At 59.7% G+C, this 17,414-nt stretch carries 14 protein-coding genes and 2 pseudogenes; 11 read left to right on the top strand and 5 right to left on the bottom strand.

Annotation, left to right across the window (positions count from 1 at the left end; genetic code table 11):
• Position 1: 1 nt before the first annotated feature.
• From ACYZTS_RS04170 to ACYZTS_RS04160, 3 genes and pseudogenes are all read right to left on the bottom strand, one after another.
• Positions 2–412, bottom strand: coding sequence for a hypothetical protein (locus ACYZTS_RS04170; RefSeq protein ID WP_461994241.1), 411 nt, complete (start codon positions 410–412; stop codon positions 2–4).
• Positions 393–1,542, bottom strand: a pseudogene (locus ACYZTS_RS04165) (polymorphic toxin type 44 domain-containing protein). The gene ACYZTS_RS04170 and the pseudogene ACYZTS_RS04165 overlap by 20 nt, the downstream one beginning before the upstream one ends.
• 86 nt (positions 1,543–1,628) lie before the next feature.
• Complete coding sequence (locus ACYZTS_RS04160) at positions 1,629–2,576, bottom strand: LysR family transcriptional regulator (protein ID WP_461994239.1); 948 nt, start codon at positions 2,574–2,576, stop codon at positions 1,629–1,631.
• Between the two features lie 163 nt (positions 2,577–2,739).
• Here ACYZTS_RS04160 and ACYZTS_RS04155 point away from each other — a divergent pair, with 163 nt between their 5' ends.
• Both ACYZTS_RS04155 and mmsB read left to right on the top strand, forming a co-directional pair.
• Entirely contained in the window at positions 2,740–4,266 is a 1,527-nt protein-coding gene (locus tag ACYZTS_RS04155) for a CoA-acylating methylmalonate-semialdehyde dehydrogenase (RefSeq protein ID WP_461994237.1), read from the top strand.
• A 10-nt stretch (positions 4,267–4,276) separates the two neighbouring features.
• The gene (mmsB, locus tag ACYZTS_RS04150; protein ID WP_461994235.1) at positions 4,277–5,164 is read left to right on the top strand and encodes a 3-hydroxyisobutyrate dehydrogenase; all 888 of its coding nucleotides are present in this window, start codon (positions 4,277–4,279) and stop codon (positions 5,162–5,164) included.
• 186 nt (positions 5,165–5,350) lie between these two features.
• Here the strand turns inward: mmsB and ACYZTS_RS04145 are convergent, their stop codons facing one another.
• Positions 5,351–5,695 (bottom strand): cupin domain-containing protein, encoded by a 345-nt coding sequence (locus ACYZTS_RS04145; protein ID WP_028624747.1) that lies wholly within the window; start codon positions 5,693–5,695, stop codon positions 5,351–5,353.
• A gap of 111 nt (positions 5,696–5,806) precedes the next feature.
• Positions 5,807–6,682, bottom strand: a complete 876-nt coding sequence (locus ACYZTS_RS04140; RefSeq protein ID WP_461996343.1) for a LysR substrate-binding domain-containing protein — start codon at positions 6,680–6,682, stop codon at positions 5,807–5,809.
• A gap of 136 nt (positions 6,683–6,818) precedes the next feature.
• Between ACYZTS_RS04140 and ACYZTS_RS04135 the strand changes: the two are divergent.
• The 9 genes and pseudogenes from ACYZTS_RS04135 (at position 6,819) to ACYZTS_RS04095 (ending at position 17,392) form a co-directional block, all read left to right on the top strand.
• A pseudogene (locus ACYZTS_RS04135) lies at positions 6,819–7,582 on the top strand (sulfite exporter TauE/SafE family protein).
• A 167-nt stretch (positions 7,583–7,749) separates the two neighbouring features.
• Positions 7,750–8,340 carry an NAD(P)H-dependent oxidoreductase gene (locus ACYZTS_RS04130; protein ID WP_461994232.1) on the top strand — a complete coding sequence of 197 codons (591 nt, stop codon included), beginning with the start codon at positions 7,750–7,752 and terminating at the stop codon, positions 8,338–8,340.
• A 150-nt stretch (positions 8,341–8,490) separates the two neighbouring features.
• Complete coding sequence (locus ACYZTS_RS04125; RefSeq protein WP_461994230.1) at positions 8,491–9,402, top strand: LysR family transcriptional regulator; 912 nt, start codon at positions 8,491–8,493, stop codon at positions 9,400–9,402.
• Between the two features lie 103 nt (positions 9,403–9,505).
• Positions 9,506–10,399 carry an NAD-dependent epimerase/dehydratase family protein gene (locus tag ACYZTS_RS04120; protein WP_461994228.1) on the top strand — a complete coding sequence of 298 codons (894 nt, stop codon included), beginning with the start codon at positions 9,506–9,508 and terminating at the stop codon, positions 10,397–10,399.
• Between the two features lie 203 nt (positions 10,400–10,602).
• Positions 10,603–12,048 (top strand): SulP family inorganic anion transporter, encoded by a 1,446-nt coding sequence (locus ACYZTS_RS04115; RefSeq protein WP_461994226.1) that lies wholly within the window; start codon positions 10,603–10,605, stop codon positions 12,046–12,048.
• Between the two features lie 194 nt (positions 12,049–12,242).
• Positions 12,243–13,508, top strand: coding sequence for an NHL repeat-containing protein (locus ACYZTS_RS04110; RefSeq protein WP_461994224.1), 1,266 nt, complete (start codon positions 12,243–12,245; stop codon positions 13,506–13,508).
• Positions 13,509–13,708: 200 nt separating this feature from the next.
• Positions 13,709–15,058 carry a GntP family permease gene (locus ACYZTS_RS04105; RefSeq protein WP_461994222.1) on the top strand — a complete coding sequence of 450 codons (1,350 nt, stop codon included), beginning with the start codon at positions 13,709–13,711 and terminating at the stop codon, positions 15,056–15,058.
• A 14-nt stretch (positions 15,059–15,072) separates the two neighbouring features.
• Complete coding sequence (locus tag ACYZTS_RS04100) at positions 15,073–15,933, top strand: MurR/RpiR family transcriptional regulator (protein ID WP_461994220.1); 861 nt, start codon at positions 15,073–15,075, stop codon at positions 15,931–15,933.
• A 1-nt stretch (position 15,934) separates the two neighbouring features.
• Positions 15,935–17,392 (top strand): N-acyl-D-amino-acid deacylase family protein, encoded by a 1,458-nt coding sequence (locus ACYZTS_RS04095; protein ID WP_461994218.1) that lies wholly within the window; start codon positions 15,935–15,937, stop codon positions 17,390–17,392.
• Positions 17,393–17,414 lie beyond the last annotated feature (22 nt).

Here is a 17,414-nt window from a genome sequence, read left to right as displayed (position 1 = left end):
TTTAGGGGCGGAAAGGATCTGCTTCACCCTCGCACGCCTTCAAGCGGGCAATAACGTTAGGAGAGGTTTTAGCGATGTCGATGCGACCTGTTCCATTGAGGTAGATATCTAACGCGCTACCCCATTTTGGCGTGATGTCGATGCACCTCCGAAGCCCCTTGTCAGACCACCAATCAAACATCATAAAGAATTCCTCATTGGGGAATATATGCCCAGTATCAAATGTGGCTTGCCCCGGAAGCATCCTTTCTTTATGGATATTGTGCTGCGTGTTCCAAATTAGCCGAAGCTCGTCTGTGCCATCTTTGGAGTAGTGGACACGCACGACCGGGGTCGCCACGTACCAAAACAGCAATGGGAAAATAATGAGCGCCCCAATAACATATCGGGCTTTAATAGTTCTCGCATACATGAATACGGACTCCCTCTCCCCATCCTTCCGGTGTGACTGCAAGCACTGCGTCCATGATTGCTTGTGGCGGGACGCCCCCATGTGGGTAATCGTTGAAGAGTTTGATGCCGATACTATTTGAAATTCGGTCAGGGACGTCATCCCAGGCTCGTAGCCCTTCTACGCCTTCTGTGGCACGAGGCCCTTCGAGCCTTTGCTCATCCTTTGCGACAAATATCTGCTCTTCCCACCGTCGAAGCTGATCTGAAATAATTTGCTCGGCCCCAGCGCCATCCAGAAGGACGCCTTCGGTGAGTCCTCCCGCGATACCAACGTAGCCGTAGTGAATGTTGGACCAAATATCGTAGTAGTAGTCGTACTTGCCTTGCCTGTGGCGATATCTACCGAACTTCGCGTGGATCTTTGGTTTGTGGTCCCAATCACAACCTTGGCCTACGGGCCATTGCCGCCGCCATGTTAGAAGCGCCAATAGCTTGAGGACTGTTGTTCCCAACTTGGGCATACCAAGGCAGGTCCATTTGCTTACGGGTTTCTTCCGCGACGTCATAGCTGAGCAGCTCTTTCATCTTCAAAACAGAGGAGTGGTGGATATTGTTATTCATCTCGTCTGCGATGTAGGTCGCCAGCTTCTCCATCATGTTCGGATGCGTGCAGCCTTCAGGTCCATCGCTTGGTACACCTCCCTCCACAGGCTTCTTACCGGCAGCCTTAGGATCAACCAACGCGTTCGCCGCTAAGGCTTTTTCCTTGAGATTCGGGTCGGCCAACAAGGTCGCCATCTTCTCGTCGTCCACGGACCCATCAGGCCGGAATGCTCCCAGCGCCATGAAGTTGATGATCGTTGCGCCACCAGCGTCCCCCATGACAAAACCACCCCCGACATCTCCTGAGCCAGTGATGATTGTCCCGCCGTGACTGGTTGGGCTCCCTAAATGGGCCATGGGACGGCCATTTACCTGAATGGAAGGAAAGCCTGTAGTGATGACTGCACCACACCCACAGGTATCGCCAACCCAGGCTGAGCCCATAAAGTTGATGTTGGTGTCAGCAGATGCAGAGGCGATAGGGGTGGTGCCGTGGCCGGGCAATGGGCAGACGTGTTTGTCACCCAGTCGAGCAGAAGAAATCATTGAGCATCGTCCTTGTGTCTTTCGTCCATAAACAATAACCAGCGCTAAAAACTGGCGCGGGGAAAGCCATCTTCCCTAAAAGAGTGTCAGTCGGCAAACAGCATCTCCCGCCCTTCGCCCATCAACAAACCCTGATTCTGCTCAGTCACTGAGCGGATGTAATCCCACAACAGGGTGATCCGCTTGAGCTTCCTTAAATCCTCGCGGCAGTACATCCAGAACTGCCGGGTAATATTCACCTCTTCCGGCAACACCGGCAGCAACCTAGAATCCTGAGCCGCCAAAAAGCACGGCAGAATCGCCAGCGATCGCCCCTGCTGCGCCGCCACGAATTGCGCGATCACGCTGGTGCTGCGCAGGTTGGCGCTAGCGCCGGGTAGCACGTTTGCCAGGTACAGCAGCTCCGAGCTGAAGGCCAGATCATCGACGTAACTGATAAATGAATGTTTAGCCAGATCTGCCGGGCGGCGGATGGGCGGGTGTTTGTCGAGATAGTCCTGGGTCGCGTACAGCTGCAATCGGTAGTCACACAGTTTGCAGCAGACGTATGGGCCATGCTCCGGACGCTCCAGGGCAATGACGATGTCTGCCTCGCGTTTGGACAGGCTGATGAAGTGCGGCAGCGGCAGGATGTCCACCGAAATCGCCGGGTAGGTGTCGACGAAATGGCTGAGCTGCGGGGTGATGAAAAAGCTGCCGAAACCTTCGGTGCAGCCCATTCGTACGTGCCCGGACAACGCAACGCCGGACCCGGATACCTGCTCGCAAGCCATGTGCAGCGTGCTTTCGATCGATTCGGCATAACCCAGCAATCGCTGGCCCTCTGCTGTCAGGACAAAACCACTGGTCCGGGACTTTTCGAACAGCAATGTGCCCAGAGCACTTTCCAGCGAACTGATGCGCCGTGACACGGTGGTGTAATCCACCGCGAGGCGTTTCGCCGCAGTGCTGGCCTTGCGGGTGCGGGCGACTTCGAGAAAAAACTTGAGGTCATCCCAGTTCAGGGAGCCTAACGACGTGATGTTTTTTTGCATGTTGGACCGGCTTTTATGTGCGTTCTTATTAGAAGTTTGCACATCTATACTCCAAAAACAGTCCGACAACCAATTCGCGACGCACGCCTCATTGCAGGGCGATTTTCTCGCCCAGGCTCCCCGAAAGTTCTCTCGATAAAAACAATGTCCAGGAGACCAGAACATGAACGTATCGCTCACGCCAAACGAGACCACCGTTCAGCAGGTAAAACTGTTGATCAACGGTGAGTGGGTCGAGTCACAGACCACCGAGTGGCACGACATCGTCAACCCGGCCACCCAGCAAGTGCTGGCGAAAGTGCCTTTCGCGACCGCGCAGGAAGTGGATGCCGCCATCAGCGCCGCGCATCAGGCTTTCCAGACCTGGAAGCTGACGCCGATCGGCGCGCGGATGCGCATCATGCTCAAGCTCCAGGCGTTGATTCGCGAACATTCCAAACGCATTGCCGTGGTGCTCAGCAACGAGCAGGGCAAAACCATTGCCGACGCCGAGGGCGATATTTTTCGTGGCCTGGAAGTGGTCGAACATGCGTGCTCCATCGGCACCCTGCAGATGGGCGAGTTTGCCGAAAACGTAGCGGGCGGTGTCGACACCTACACCCTGCGCCAGCCCATCGGCGTTTGCGCCGGCATCACTCCGTTCAACTTCCCGGCGATGATCCCGCTGTGGATGTTCCCGATGGCCATCGCCTGCGGCAACACGTTTGTACTCAAGCCGTCCGAACAGGACCCGCTGTCGACCATGTTGTTGGTCGAACTGGCGCTCGAGGCTGGTGTTCCGGCCGGCGTGCTTAACGTTGTTCATGGCGGCAAGGACGTGGTCGATGCGCTCTGCACGCATAAAGACATCAAGGCAGTTTCCTTCGTGGGTTCGACCGCCGTCGGCACGCATGTGTACGACCTGGCCGGCAAACATGGCAAGCGCGTGCAGTCGATGATGGGCGCCAAAAACCACGCCGTGGTGCTGCCCGATGCCAATCGCGAACAAGCGTTGAATGCGCTGGTCGGCGCCGGTTTTGGCGCCGCCGGGCAACGCTGCATGGCGACCTCGGTGGTGGTGCTGGTGGGCGCGGCCAAGCAGTGGCTGCCGGACCTGAAAGCGCTGGCGCAGAAACTCAAGGTGAATGCCGGCAGCGAGCCGGGCACCGACGTCGGCCCGGTGATTTCCAAGCGCGCCAAGGCACGGATTCTCGACCTGATCGAAAGCGGCATCAAGGAAGGCGCGAAACTGGAGCTCGATGGTCGCGACATCACCGTTGCTGGCTATGAGCAGGGTAACTTTGTCGGCCCGACACTGTTCTCCGGCGTGACCACCGACATGCAGATTTACACTCAGGAAATTTTCGGCCCGGTATTGGTCGTGCTGGAAGTCAACACGCTCGACGAGGCGATCGCGCTGGTCAATGCCAATCCCTTTGGCAATGGCACTGGCCTGTTCACCCAGAGTGGCGCGGCGGCGCGTAAGTTTCAGACGGAAATCGATGTCGGCCAGGTCGGGATCAATATTCCGATTCCGGTGCCAGTGCCGTTCTTCAGCTTCACCGGTTCGCGCGGTTCAAAGCTTGGCGACCTTGGCCCCTATGGCAAGCAAGTGGTGCAGTTCTACACTCAGACCAAGACAGTCACCAGTCGCTGGTTCGATGACGACAGCGTCAACGACGGTGTGAACACCACCATCAACTTGCGTTAAGGAGCCGGACATGAAGATCGCTTTTATCGGCCTGGGCAACATGGGCGCGCCGATGGCGCGCAACCTGATCAAGGCCGGCCATTCACTGCGCCTGGTTGATCTCAATAAAACCGTGCTCGCCGAGCTCGAGCAACTGGGTGGCAGCATCAGCCCGTCGGCGCGTGAAGCAGCGCTAGGCGCGGAACTGGTGATCACCATGCTGCCCGCCGCCGTGCATGTGCGCAGCGTCTGGCTGGGCGAAGACGGCGTGCTGGCGGGGATTGCCCAAGGCGTGCCGGCGGTGGATTGCAGCACCATCGATCCGCAGACGGCGCGCGACGTGGCTGCCGCCGCTGCCAGGCAGGGCGTGATGGTGGCCGATGCGCCGGTGTCCGGTGGCACGGGTGGCGCAGCGGCCGGTACGTTGACCTTCATGGTCGGCGCGACGCCTGAACTGTTCGCCACCCTGCAACCCGTGCTGGCGCAGATGGGCCGCAACATCGTTCACTGTGGCGAAGTAGGCACCGGGCAAATCGCCAAGATCTGCAACAACCTGCTTTTGGGCATTTCCATGGTCGGCGTCAGTGAAGCCATGGCGCTGGGCGATGCGCTGGGGATCGACACCAAGGTGCTGGCGGGCATCATCAACAGCTCGACCGGACGTTGCTGGAGTTCGGAGATGTACAACCCGTGGCCGGGCATTGTCGAAACGGCGCCGGCCTCGCGCGGTTACACCGGCGGTTTCGGTGCCGAGTTGATGCTCAAGGATCTCGGCCTGGCGACCGAGGCGGCGCGTCAGGCGCATCAACCGGTAGTGCTTGGCGCGGTGGCGCAGCAGTTGTATCAGGCGATGAGTCAGCGCGGAGAAGGTGGGCAGGATTTTTCGGCGATCATCAACGGCTATCGCAAGCCCCAATAAGAGCTTTAACCGGGATTGTGACGAGGCGTTTGCCCGTGAAGAAGAGGCTTGCCTGCGGCGAGGGGGCTGGCCCCCGCTGGAGTGCAAAGCGCTCCCCATTCCTCATCCACACCGCGCAGACAGGTTTTACGGCGGCTTCGCCCCCGAACGGGGGTAAACCCCCTCGCCACAGGGCCCGGTTTTTTATCAGGCAAACACGAAATACTTGCGCACCGTTTCCACCACTTCCCACGTGCCTTTCATGCCGGGCTCGACCACGAAAATGTCACCGGCGCGCAGGTGAATCGGCGCCATACCTTCTGGCGTGATCACGCAGTAGCCTTCCTGAAAGTGGCAATATTCCCACTTCACGTATTCCACATACCACTTGCCCGGCGTGCAGATCCAGGTGCCCATGATCTTGCTGCCGTCTTCGCTGGTGTAGGCGTTGAGGTTGACGGTGTGCGGATCGCCTTCGAGTTTTTCCCACTTGCAGGCGTCGAGGACGGGCAGCGGGTGAGTGTCGCGAAGAACGGTAATCGGTGCGGTCATGTGGACTCCGGGCAGCAGGTTTGAGAACAGAGCTCGCACCCTATAGCGCCGCTCCAGCCATCAGTTGTCTGTGCTCGACATTGAGCTGTCCAGAAACGCGCATTGCTGCGGCTACTGCGTCAACGCTTGCAGTAGCGCCCTGGCATAGCCCGGCAACGCGGCGAAGTCACGGGCGCAGAGTAAAAGCTTGCGTTGCGCCCACGGCTCCCGCAGTTCGAAGATCTTGACGCTGCTGGCGCTGCGCTCGACCGCCGCCAGTGGCACGATCGCCAGCCCCGCCCCGCGAGCGACCATACGCATCACGCCGTCGAAACCGTCGGCGCGAATGCGTATCCGCAGGCGCGAACCAATATGCAGCGCCTGTTCCTCAAGGTACACCGCCAAGGCGCTATGAGCGGCGAGGCCGACGTAATCGTGTGCAAGCGTGTCGCTGAAAGTGGGAGGAGGCTCGCCCGCGAGGGCATGGTCCGCAGGCATGATCAGCACCAGCGGATCGTCACGAAAAGGCAGGGTTTCCAGTCCCTGGGTGTCCACCGCGTCAGAGACGATACCGAGGTCGGCCGCGCCTTGGCGCAAGGCGTGGGTGATGCGCTGGCTGGGCATTTCCTGCAGGTCGATGTCGAGGTTGGGATGCGTGCGCAGGAAGTCCGCCAAAACTTCCGGAAGGTATTCGGTGATTGCAGTGGTGTTGCATAACAGGCGCACCTGGCCTTTTACACCGACCGCGTACTCAGCGAGATCCTGCTGCAAGTGTTCGGCATGTTGCAGGAGGATGCGGGCGTGATGGGCCAAGGCTCTTCCAGCGGGAGTGGGTGTGACGCCACGACGGCCGCGCAGCAGGAAGTCGACACCGAACGAGGCCTCCATCGCGCGGATTCGCGCACTGGCCGCCGCCAGCGAAAGATGACTGCGCGCAGCGCCGGCGGTGATGTTGCCGCTGTCCAGAATGTTCAGGTAGAGGCACAGGTCGGTCAGGTCGAAGTGCATGTTTACAATTCCGGGAGGTGTGTTGCCCGCGAAGGCGCCGGTGACATCAGCCATTGCTCCAGCCTCTGGCAAACCGAGAGGCAGCCTAAGTATATGGCACATTTTCACGCAACCATTCCTGGCTCAGGATAGGCCCATGAATATCCTTTTCGATTTTTATCACAATCTCGGTTTGACCCTATCGCTGCTGGTCATTGCGACGTTCCTGCTCGCAGGCATGATCAAAGGTGTCATCGGCCTCGGCCTGCCGACCGTGGCCATGGGGCTGCTGGGTCTGGCTATGGCGCCTTCGCAGGCTGCGGCTTATTGATCATTCCCGCGACCGTGACCAACCTCTGGCAACTGGCATTCGGCGGGCATCTGTCCGTTTTGTTGCGACGCCTGTGGCCGATGCTGCTAGCGATCTTCATCGGCACCGGTGCGGGCACGCTGTGGATCGATATGGCCGACAGTCATTGGGTCGTGCGCGGATTGGGCGGCGCATTGCTGCTCTATGCGCTGAGCGGATTGTTCCTGCCGACCTTGCGCGTCGGCAGTCGGACCGAAATCTGGCTCGGGCCGATCTGCGGCGCCGTCACCGGCATTATCACCTCGGCCACCGGCGTCTTCGTGATCCCGGCAGTGCCGTTTCTGCAGGCACTCGGGTTGAGCAAGGATGAACTGGTGCAGGCGCTTGGCGTGTCCTTCACGGTATCGACTCTAGCGCTCGCTGGCGGCCTGCTGTGGCGTGGCACGCTAGGTGGCGGCGAGTTAGGCGCGTCATTGCTGGCGCTCATCCCGGCCGTGCTCGGCATGTTGCTCGGGCAATGGCTGCGCCAGCGGATCAGCGCCCGGTTGTTCAAGCGTGTGTTTTTCATTGGCCTCGGCGCGCTTGGCGGACACTTGTTGATCAGCGGATAGCGGCAGCAGGACTGAACGTTTTATCAACGTGAACGAATGCTGAGGCAATAATAAGCTAGGCATTCGTGCTTGCAGGTCAAATTAATTTTGCCGAATCAGGGCTTATTCCGCGCGAGGCAGGCCGTTAATCTGCCGCCATCCGATTTCCTGACCTTGCGAGCTCTCTCATGAAAAAAGTCCTCTTGCTCAACGGCGGCAAACAATTCGCGCATTCCAACGGGCGCTACAACACCACCCTCCACGAAGCCGCACTGAGCGTGCTCGACCGGGGCGGTGTCGATGTTAAAACCACGTTTATCGACGAGGGTTACGACCTCGCCGAAGAAGTCGCCAAATTCCTCTGGGCCGACGTGATCATCTATCAAATGCCGGGCTGGTGGATGGGCGCACCGTGGACCGTGAAAAAATACCTCGATGAAGTCTTCACCGAAGGCCACGGCAGCCTCTACGCCAGCGATGGCCGGACCCGCTCCGATGCATCGCAAAAATACGGCAGCGGCGGCTTGTTGCACGGCAAGCAATACATGCTGTCGTTGACCTGGAACGCGCCGCAGCAAGCCTTCGATGACCCCACTGACTTCTTTGAAGCCAAAGGCGTGGACGCGGTGTACTTTCCTTTTCACAAGGCCAATGAATTCCTCGGCATGACCGGGTTGCCGACGTTCCTTTGTGTGGACGTGATGAAGCGACCGAACATCGAGGCCGATGTGGCGCGCTATGAACAGCACCTGAAGGCAGTGTTTGGCCTTAATGTGTAACCCTCGGCTACTATCCGTCGCAACGGCCGGAAAGATCGCAGCCTTCGGCAGCTCCTACATGTCAACAGGCACAGTGCCAACCATTGTAGGAGCTGCCGCAGGCTGCGATCTTTGCGATGTCCAGACGCCGATCAGCGAAAGAGGACACACGTGAAAGCCAGATCCGATGAATTGCAGATTTTCGTCTGCGTGATTGAGTGCGGGTCGATTTCCGCCGCCGCCGATCAGGTCGGGCAAACGCCATCGGCAGTCAGTCGCACGCTGTCACGGCTTGAGGCGAAACTCGACACCACGCTGATCAACCGCACCACGCGACGCATGGACCTGACCGAAGAGGGCAAATACTTTTTCGAACACGCCAAGCTGATTCTCGATCAGATGGCTGAGCTCGAAGAGCGTCTATCCTCGCGCCAGCAAACTCCGTCCGGACGTCTGCGCATCAATGCCGCCGCACCGTTCATGCTGCACGCCATCGTGCCGTACATCGATGAGTTCCGCCGGCTGTATCCGGACATTCAACTGGAACTCAACAGCAACGACCTGATCATCGACCTGCTCGAGCAAAGCACCGACATCGCCATCCGCATCGGCGCGCTGGCCGACTCGACGCTGCATGCGCGGTCTCTGGGCTGCAGTCCGCTGCACATCGTCGCCAGCCCGGCTTACCTGGAACAACACGGCAGCCCGGCGCAAGTGGCCGATCTGGCCAACCATACCTTGCTGGGGTTCACCCAAAACGAAGGGCTTAATCAGTGGCCGCTGCGTCATGTGCATGGCGATCGGTGGCCGATCGAGGCGTCGATCAGCGCATCCAGCGGCGAAACCTTGCGACACCTGGCGGTCGAAGGCCAGGGCATCGCCAGCCTGTCACATTTCATGACCATCGAAGACATCCGCGCCGGGCGTCTGGTGGCGGTGCTGGCGGAGTTCAACAGCGGCTATCGTCAGCCGATCAACGCGGTGTACTACCGAAATTCGCAGCTAGCCTTGCGGATTCAGTGCTTCCTGGACTTCATCCAAGGCAAATTGGCCAAGTATGCGCTCGCTGATTTCGCCGGCTGATTCGTGACTCGTGCGCAAGAGTGAATTGGGTCAGCGGGGATTTTTCGGCAGCGGTGACTGCCGGATACTCGCTGCATCACTTATCCACGCAGGGAGTTTCTCCATGAACGTATTCGTTACCGGCGCCGCAGGTTTCATCGGCGGCTCCATCGCCACCGGTTTGGTCCGGGCCGGCCACACAGTCGCGGGCCTGGTACGCAGCGTCGAACAAGCCAATGAATTGAGCGCGCTGGGCATCACGCCGGTGATCGGCACTCTTGACGACAGCGCACTATTGGCTGAACAGGCTCGCGCTGCGGACGCCGTGATCAACGCCGCCAGCAGTGACCATCGCGGGGCGGTCGAAGCGTTGCTTGATGCATTGCGCGGCTCGCATAAAGTGTTTCTGCACACCAGTGGGTCGAGCATCGTCGGCGATGCGTCGGGCGGCAAATCGAGTGACGTCATCTATCACGAAAACAACCTGCCGGAACCGACCGCCGACAAGGCCGATCGCGTGGCCATCGATAACCTGATCCTCGCCGCCGCGCAGGACGGTGTGAACTCGGCCGTCATCTGCAACACGCTGATTTACGGCCACAGCCTGGGCGTCAAGCGCGACAGCGTGCAGTTGCCGCGTCTGCTCAAACAGGCGCGCAAAAGCGGGGTGGTGCGGCATGTCGGTACGGGGCAGAACATCTGGTCCAACGTGCACATTGAAGACGTGGTTGCCCTGTATCTGCTGGCGCTGAACAAGAACGTTGCGGGCACGTTCTACTTCGTTGAAAGCGGTGAGGCGTCGTTCATCGAGATGACCACCGCGATTGCCGAAGCGTTGAAACTGGGTGCACCGCAGGACTGGCCGTTGCCAGAGGCCGAGGCCGAGTGGGGCTATGAAATGGCCAACTATGGTCTGGGTTCCAACAGCCGGGTGCGCGGCAAGCACGCGCGTGAATTGCTCGGCTGGGCGCCGCAGCGGACGTCGGTGGTTGAGTGGATTCGGGACAAGATGGTTTGAGTTCACGCTAGACCGCGGTGTTGCCATCGCGAGCAGGCTCACTCCTACAGTAGGTTTCTGTCGGGCACAAAATTTGTGTTTATTGAAGACCTATTGTAGGAGTGAGCCTGCTCGCGAAGGCATTTTCAGATTCTCAGCAACTGGCCCCGCCAGCCTCAATTCCGTAACATCCGCACCTCATTTCCTCGCCGTGTCCCGCCCCCATGAAACCACAACGTCTGCGCGCCGATGTCCTGGCTGGACTCACCACCTCTTTCGCCTTGCTCCCCGAGTGCATTGCCTTCGCCCTTGTCGCCCACCTCAACCCGCTGATGGGGCTTTATGGCGCGTTCATCATCTGCACCCTGACCGCGCTGTTCGGTGGTCGGCCGGGGATGGTTTCAGGGGCGGCCGGTTCGATGGCGGTCGTGATCGTCGCGTTGGTGGTGCAACACGGTGTTCAATATCTGCTCGCGACCGTCCTGCTCGGCGGCCTCATCATGCTCGCGTTCGGGTTGCTCAAGCTGGGCAAACTGGTACGAATGGTGCCGCACCCGGTAATGCTGGGGTTCGTCAACGGCCTGGCGATCATCATTGCGCTGGCGCAACTTGAACACTTCAAGAACGGCGAAAGCTGGCTGACCGGCCCGCCGATGTACCTGATGGCAGGGCTGGTCGCTGCGACCATGGCCATTGTCTACCTGTTGCCGCGTTTGACCCGCGCTGTGCCGCCAGCGCTGGTGGCGATCCTCGGCGTAGGGCTGGCGGTGTACCTGCTCGGCCTGCCCACTCGCACTTTGGGCGATATGGCGCACATCGCGGGTGGCTTGCCGACCTTCGCCCTGCCCGACATTCCATGGACTCTGGAAACCCTGCGCATCATCGCGCCTTACGCGATTCTGATGGCGCTGGTCGGCTTGCTGGAGACCCTGCTGACCCTCAACCTCACCGACGAAATCACCGAAAGCCGTGGCTTCCCCGATCGCGAATGCGTGGCGCTGGGCGCGGCGAACATGGTCTCTGGTGTGTTCGGCGGCATGGGCGGTTGCGCGATGATCGGCCAGACCGTGATCAACCTCAGTTCCGGTGGCCGCGGGCGGTTGTCCGGAGTGATGGCGGGGGGGCTGATCCTGCTGTTCATCCTGTTCCTGTCACCGCTGATCGAGCGCATTCCACTGGCCGCACTGGTCGGCGTGATGTTCGTGGTCTCGCAACAAACCTTCGCTTGGGCGTCGCTGCGCGTGCTGAACAAAGTGCCGCTGAACGACGTACTGGTGATCGTCGCGGTCACGATCATCACCGTCTTCACCGATCTGGCGACGGCGGTGCTCTGCGGCATCGTCATCGCGGCACTCAATTTCGCCTGGCAGCAGGCGCGCGAGCTGTATGCCGACGCGCACCTCGAGGCCGATGGCAGCAAGCTCTATCATCTGCACGGTACGCTGTTCTTTGCCTCGACCACGCCGTTTCTCAACCAGTTCGACCCGGCCAATGATCCCGCTGTGGTGACGATCGATTGCCGGCACCTGAGCTTCGTCGACTACTCGGCCATCGCCGCGCTGATGACCTTGCGCGAGCGCTACGCAAAGGCCGGCAAACACCTGCGCGTGCTGCACTTGTCGGAGCGCTGCAAGAAGCTGCTCAAGCGTGCTCGCGTCAATCACGACTGAACACTGGGTCAGCCCAACGGCCTTGTCTACTGTCAGATCTGACAGTAGACAAGGCCGGCTGCCAGCCCGGAGAATTCTCGAACTGATAAACGCGCTTTATCTGATCGAGCGGTGCAGCGGTGAATCAAGACTGCAGAGATAGCGATTATTGGTGATGTTCTTTTCAACAGACTTCATCACTAAGGTAAAACCAGATGGAAACCACTTCCGATCGCCCCGCATCTTTCGCTCCGTCCGCTCACCGCGACCCCCTGTTTGGCGTCAACAGTGAATTCAACCTTGGGATGCTTCCTCACGACCTCGACATTGATCGTCAAGTGAAAGGCATTGACGTGTTGAGCGACGATAAAATCCTCATCGCGGCTTCATTGGCTCGCAATCTGGTAAGCCACTTCGGCCTGATCCGTCTTGAAGCCAACGGTAACCTCGACGCAACATTCGCCGATCAGGGGTTGGCACTCGGCAGCATTGCCGGCAGCTACGATTGCGGTGCGGGTAAAGTCGCGTTTCAAGCCCCTGGTTTCATCATCATGCTGGGCTGGTTGCGCCGGATTGCTGACGGGCCGCGAATTCTGGTGATCACGCGCTTTACCGACCAAGGCTCGATTGACCGTGGTTTTGGCGACGAGGGACATGTGGTGATCGAGCCCACCCACCTTGGCATGCTGGAGGCCGATTCCAGCAGCGTGCACTTGCTGCCTCATGGAAAAGTCCTCGTCAGCGCCAATTACAAGAATGGCATTCACTTCACCGGTCTACTTGTTCGCATCGACAGTCAAGGCAATCTCGACCGTAGTTTTAACGAGAGCGGCCTGCTCGAAATCAAGCATGCGGCCTTTATCAGCACCACGGCCAACGGTTTGAGAGTTCAGGCCGACAAGCAGATTCTGGTCGCGGGCGGCGCCCAGCCAGCAGGCTCTGATGTGCAGGGTTACGTCGCGCGCTATTCAGACGCAGGTTTGTTGGACATAACGTTCGGTAAGGGGGACGTTCCAGGATTCTCGACCATGCAGGTCGAGAACGCAGCGGTGACTTTCAACGCGTTACTCGCCGCCGCCGAAGACAACGTCATCGGTGTCGGACAGATCAGCGGCGAAAAGGATTGGGCTGTTCTAGTCGGTTTCGACAGCAGCGGTGATGGTTATCCCGAGTTCAATAACGGCAAGCCGGTGTCGACTTCATTTCCAGAGGAACTGGGCAGTGGATGGCTCGACGCCCACATCCAGGCCGACGGGAAAATTGTCTGCGCTGGCGGACCTAACCGCCTCTATATGGTCCGGTATGAAGCCCATGGCGTCATTGATCGCCCCTTCGGGGTTAATGGCTTGATCGAAGAAAAAGAGTATTCACTGCTTGCGCAGCAGGTATTCGTCCGGACACAAACCAATGGACGTACGATTCTGGCTGCGAACACTCTCGGTCTCGGGTTGGGATATCTGTTCGGTTACATAAAACACTGAATGTCTGCAGCGGGTGCGATATGGAGATCAGACGATGTAAATAACGTCGTGTGATTTTCATATCCCGTGCGCTGACATACCTCTACGCGACAACCTTTACCTCTCCGCGAAAATTACTTTCACCTCGTTTGAAAATCACCTCTCGAAATGATTTATGAGTTTCATAAACCATTCGACGTGACCCTTTCGAGGAGTACCGCATGACCGTTTCCTTCGGCTACTGGCTGCTGGTGTATGCCGCCGTCGCCATCATCGCGCTGATCGTTCTGATCGCCCGTTACCGACTCAACCCCTTCATTGTCATCACCCTGGTTTCCATCGGTTTGGCCCTGCTGGCCGGGATGCCGCCGTCCGGTGTGGTCGGCGCGTACGAGGCGGGAGTTGGCAAAACACTGGGGCATATTGCGCTGGTAGTCGCGCTGGGGACGATGCTCGGCAAGATGATGGCCGAGTCCGGAGGCGCCGAGCAGATGGCGCGCACCTTGATCAATCGCTTTGGCGAGAAGAACGCGCACTGGGCGATGGTTTGCATTGCGTTCCTGGTGGGGCTGCCGCTGTTTTTCGAGGTCGGTTTTGTGCTGCTGGTGCCGATTGCATTTACCGTTGCGCGGCGCGTCGGCGTGTCGATTCTGATGGTCGGTTTGCCGATGGTCGCCGGGCTCTCGGTGGTGCATGCGCTGGTGCCACCGCACCCGGCGGCGATGCTGGCGGTGCAGGCGTATCAGGCGTCGGTGGGGCAGACCTTGCTTTACGCGATTTTGATCGGCATTCCGACGGCGATCATCGCAGGTCCCTTGTACGCCAAATTTATCGTGCCGCGTATTCAATTGCCGGCAGATAACCCGCTCGAACGACAGTTTCTCGACCGTGAACCGCGCGCTCGACTGCCGGGTTTCGGCATCACCATGGCGACCATTCTGCTGCCGGTGGTGCTGATGCTGGTGGGTGGCTGGGCCAACCTGATCTCGACGCCCGGCAGCGGTTTCAATCAGTTTTTGCTGTTCATCGGCAATTCGGTCATTGCCTTGCTGCTGGCGACCTTGTTGAGCTTCTGGACACTCGGCATCGCCCAGGGCTTCAGCCGTGAATCGATCCTCAAATTCACCAACGAATGCCTGGCACCCACCGCCAGCATCACCTTGCTGGTCGGCGCGGGCGGAGGCTTGAACCGGATTCTGGTGGACGCCGGCGTCACCGATCAGATCGTCAGTCTGGCCCACGAATTTCACCTGTCGCCGCTGTTGATGGGCTGGCTGTTCGCGGCGCTGATGCGCATCGCCACCGGCTCCGCCACGGTGGCGATGACGACCGCGTCGGGGATTGTCGCGCCGGTGGCCATTGGTCTGGGTTATCCGCATCCGGAGCTGCTGGTGCTGGCGACGGGCGCGGGGTCGGTTATCTTTTCCCACGTCAATGACGGCGGCTTCTGGTTGATCAAGGAATACTTCAACATGACTGTTGCCCAGACTTTCAAGACCTGGACAGTGCTGGAGACCATCATTTCGGTGGTGGCTTTCGGGCTGACCGTCGGCCTTTCATACCTGATCTAACCGGAGCCGCTGCCTTGGACATCCTTTATCAGATCCGCGCCCGTCAGGACTCATTCAGCGCTGGCGAAAGCCGCATCGCCCGCCTGATGCTCGATGACGTCGGGTTTGCCTCGGCCGCCAGCCTCGATGAATTGGCGCAACGCGCGGAAGTCAGCACCGCGACGCTCTCGCGATTTGCGCGCACCGTCGGTTGTCGTGACTTGCGCGACCTGCGCCTGCAACTGGCTCAGGCCAGCGGGGTCGGCAGCCGTTTTCTCGATCCGGCAGGCACGCCTGAACAGTCGGCGTTTTACCGGCAGATCGTCGGCGATATCGAGTCGACGTTGCGCCAGCATTTGTCGGCATTCGACGAGTCGCGTTTTGCCGATGCGGTCAGATTGCTCGGCAAGGCGCGGATGATTCACGCGTTCGGCATGGGCGGATGCTCGACCCTGTGCAGCGACGAATTGCAGGTGCGCCTGGTGCGTCTCGGCTACCCGATTGCGGTGTGCCACGACCCGGTGATGATGCGCGTCACCGCCGCCAGCCTCGGCGCCGAGCACGCTGTCATTGTCTGCTCGCTGACCGGCATCACCCCGGAATTGCTCGAAGCCGTCGAACTCGCCCGCAGCTACGGTGCACCGATTCTGGCGATCACCCGAACCGATTCGCCGCTGGCGCAACTGGCCGATGTGCTGCTGCCGCTGCAAGGCGCGGAAACCTCATTTATCTACAAGCCGACCGCTGCGCGCTACGGCATGCTGCTGGCCATCGACGTGCTCGCCACCGAGCTCGCGCTGGCCCACCCTGAAGACAATCAAGAACGTCTGCGGCGGATCAAACTCGCCCTCGACGACTACCGCGGCGGCGACGATCACTTGCCGCTGGGAGACTGACATGAAGTACGACACGCTGATCCGTAACGCGCTGATTATCGACGGCAGCAACACCCCCGGTTATACCGCCGACGTGGCGATTCTTGCCGGTCGCATCGAGCACATCGGCGACTTGCACGACGCCTGCGCCAGCGAAGAAATCGACGCCGCGGGCCGGGTGCTGGCGCCGGGCTTCATCGACGTGCACACCCATGACGACACGGTCGTTATCCGGCAGCCGCAGATGTTGCCCAAGCTCAGTCAGGGCGTGACCACGGTGATCGTCGGTAACTGCGGGATCAGTGCTTCGCCGGTGAGTCTGAAGGGCGATCCACCCGATCCGATGAACCTGCTCGGCACGGCCGCTGCGTTCGTTTACCCGACTTTTCGCGACTATCGCGATGCCGTGGAAGCGGCGCACACCACGCTGAACGTTGCTGCACTGGTCGGCCACACCGCGTTACGCAGCAATCATCTCGATGACCTGTTGCGCACGGCGACGCCGGAAGAAATCGCCGCGATGCGCAAGCAGTTGCGTGAGAGTCTCGAGGCTGGCGCGTTGGGGTTATCCACCGGGCTTGCGTACGCCAGCGCCTTCTCGGCATCCACTGATGAAGTCATGCAACTCAGCGAAGAGCTGGCAGCGTTCGGTGCGGTCTACACCACCCATTTGCGCAGTGAATTCGAGCCGGTGCTGGAGGCCATGGATGAAGCGTTTCAGATTGGCCGACACGCCAGGTCCCCGGTGATTGTTTCCCATCTGAAATGTGCTGGCGCCGGTAACTGGGGACGCAGCCCGCAGCTGCTTGCCGCGCTTGAGGAGGCGGCCAAATCTCACCCGGTCGGCTGCGACTGTTATCCCTACGCGGCCAGCTCTTCGACCCTGGACCTCAAGCAGGTCACCGACGCTCATCGCATCACCATCACCTGGTCCACGCCGCACCCGGAATTCGGCGGGCGTGATTTGATCGACATTGCTGCCGAGTGGAACGTGCCGCTGCTCGATGCCGCCCGCCGCTTGCAGCCCGCCGGCGCGGTGTATTACGGAATGGATGAGGCGGACGTACGAAAAATACTCGCGCATCCGTTATCGATGGTCGGCTCTGACGGCTTGCCCGAAGACCCGTTCCCGCATCCGCGCTTGTGGGGCGCTTTCCCACGGGTGCTTGGGCATTACAGTCGCGACGTTGGTTTGTTTGCGCTGCACACGGCGGTGCACAAAATGACCGGGCTCTCGGCAGCACGCTTTGGCTTGCAGCAACGCGGGGTAATCCGTGAGGGATATTGGGCCGACCTGGTCTTGTTCAATCCGCTGACCATTCGCGATGTTGCCGATTTCACTGATCCGCAGCGGGCGGCTGAGGGTATTGATGGTGTGTGGGTTAACGGGGTTTTGAGTTACTGGGAAGGTCAGGCGAGCGGGAGGAGGGAAGGGCGGTTTCTGGCGCGAAAAGGGCATTTGTGTGCCGGATTCCGCTAATCATTGCGTGCACGCTCCGCAG

Source organism: Pseudomonas sp. TMB3-21, from assembly GCF_054898145.1.
The sequence above is the reverse complement of the archived record's forward strand: the minus strand, read 5'-3'. Positions and strand labels throughout refer to the sequence as shown.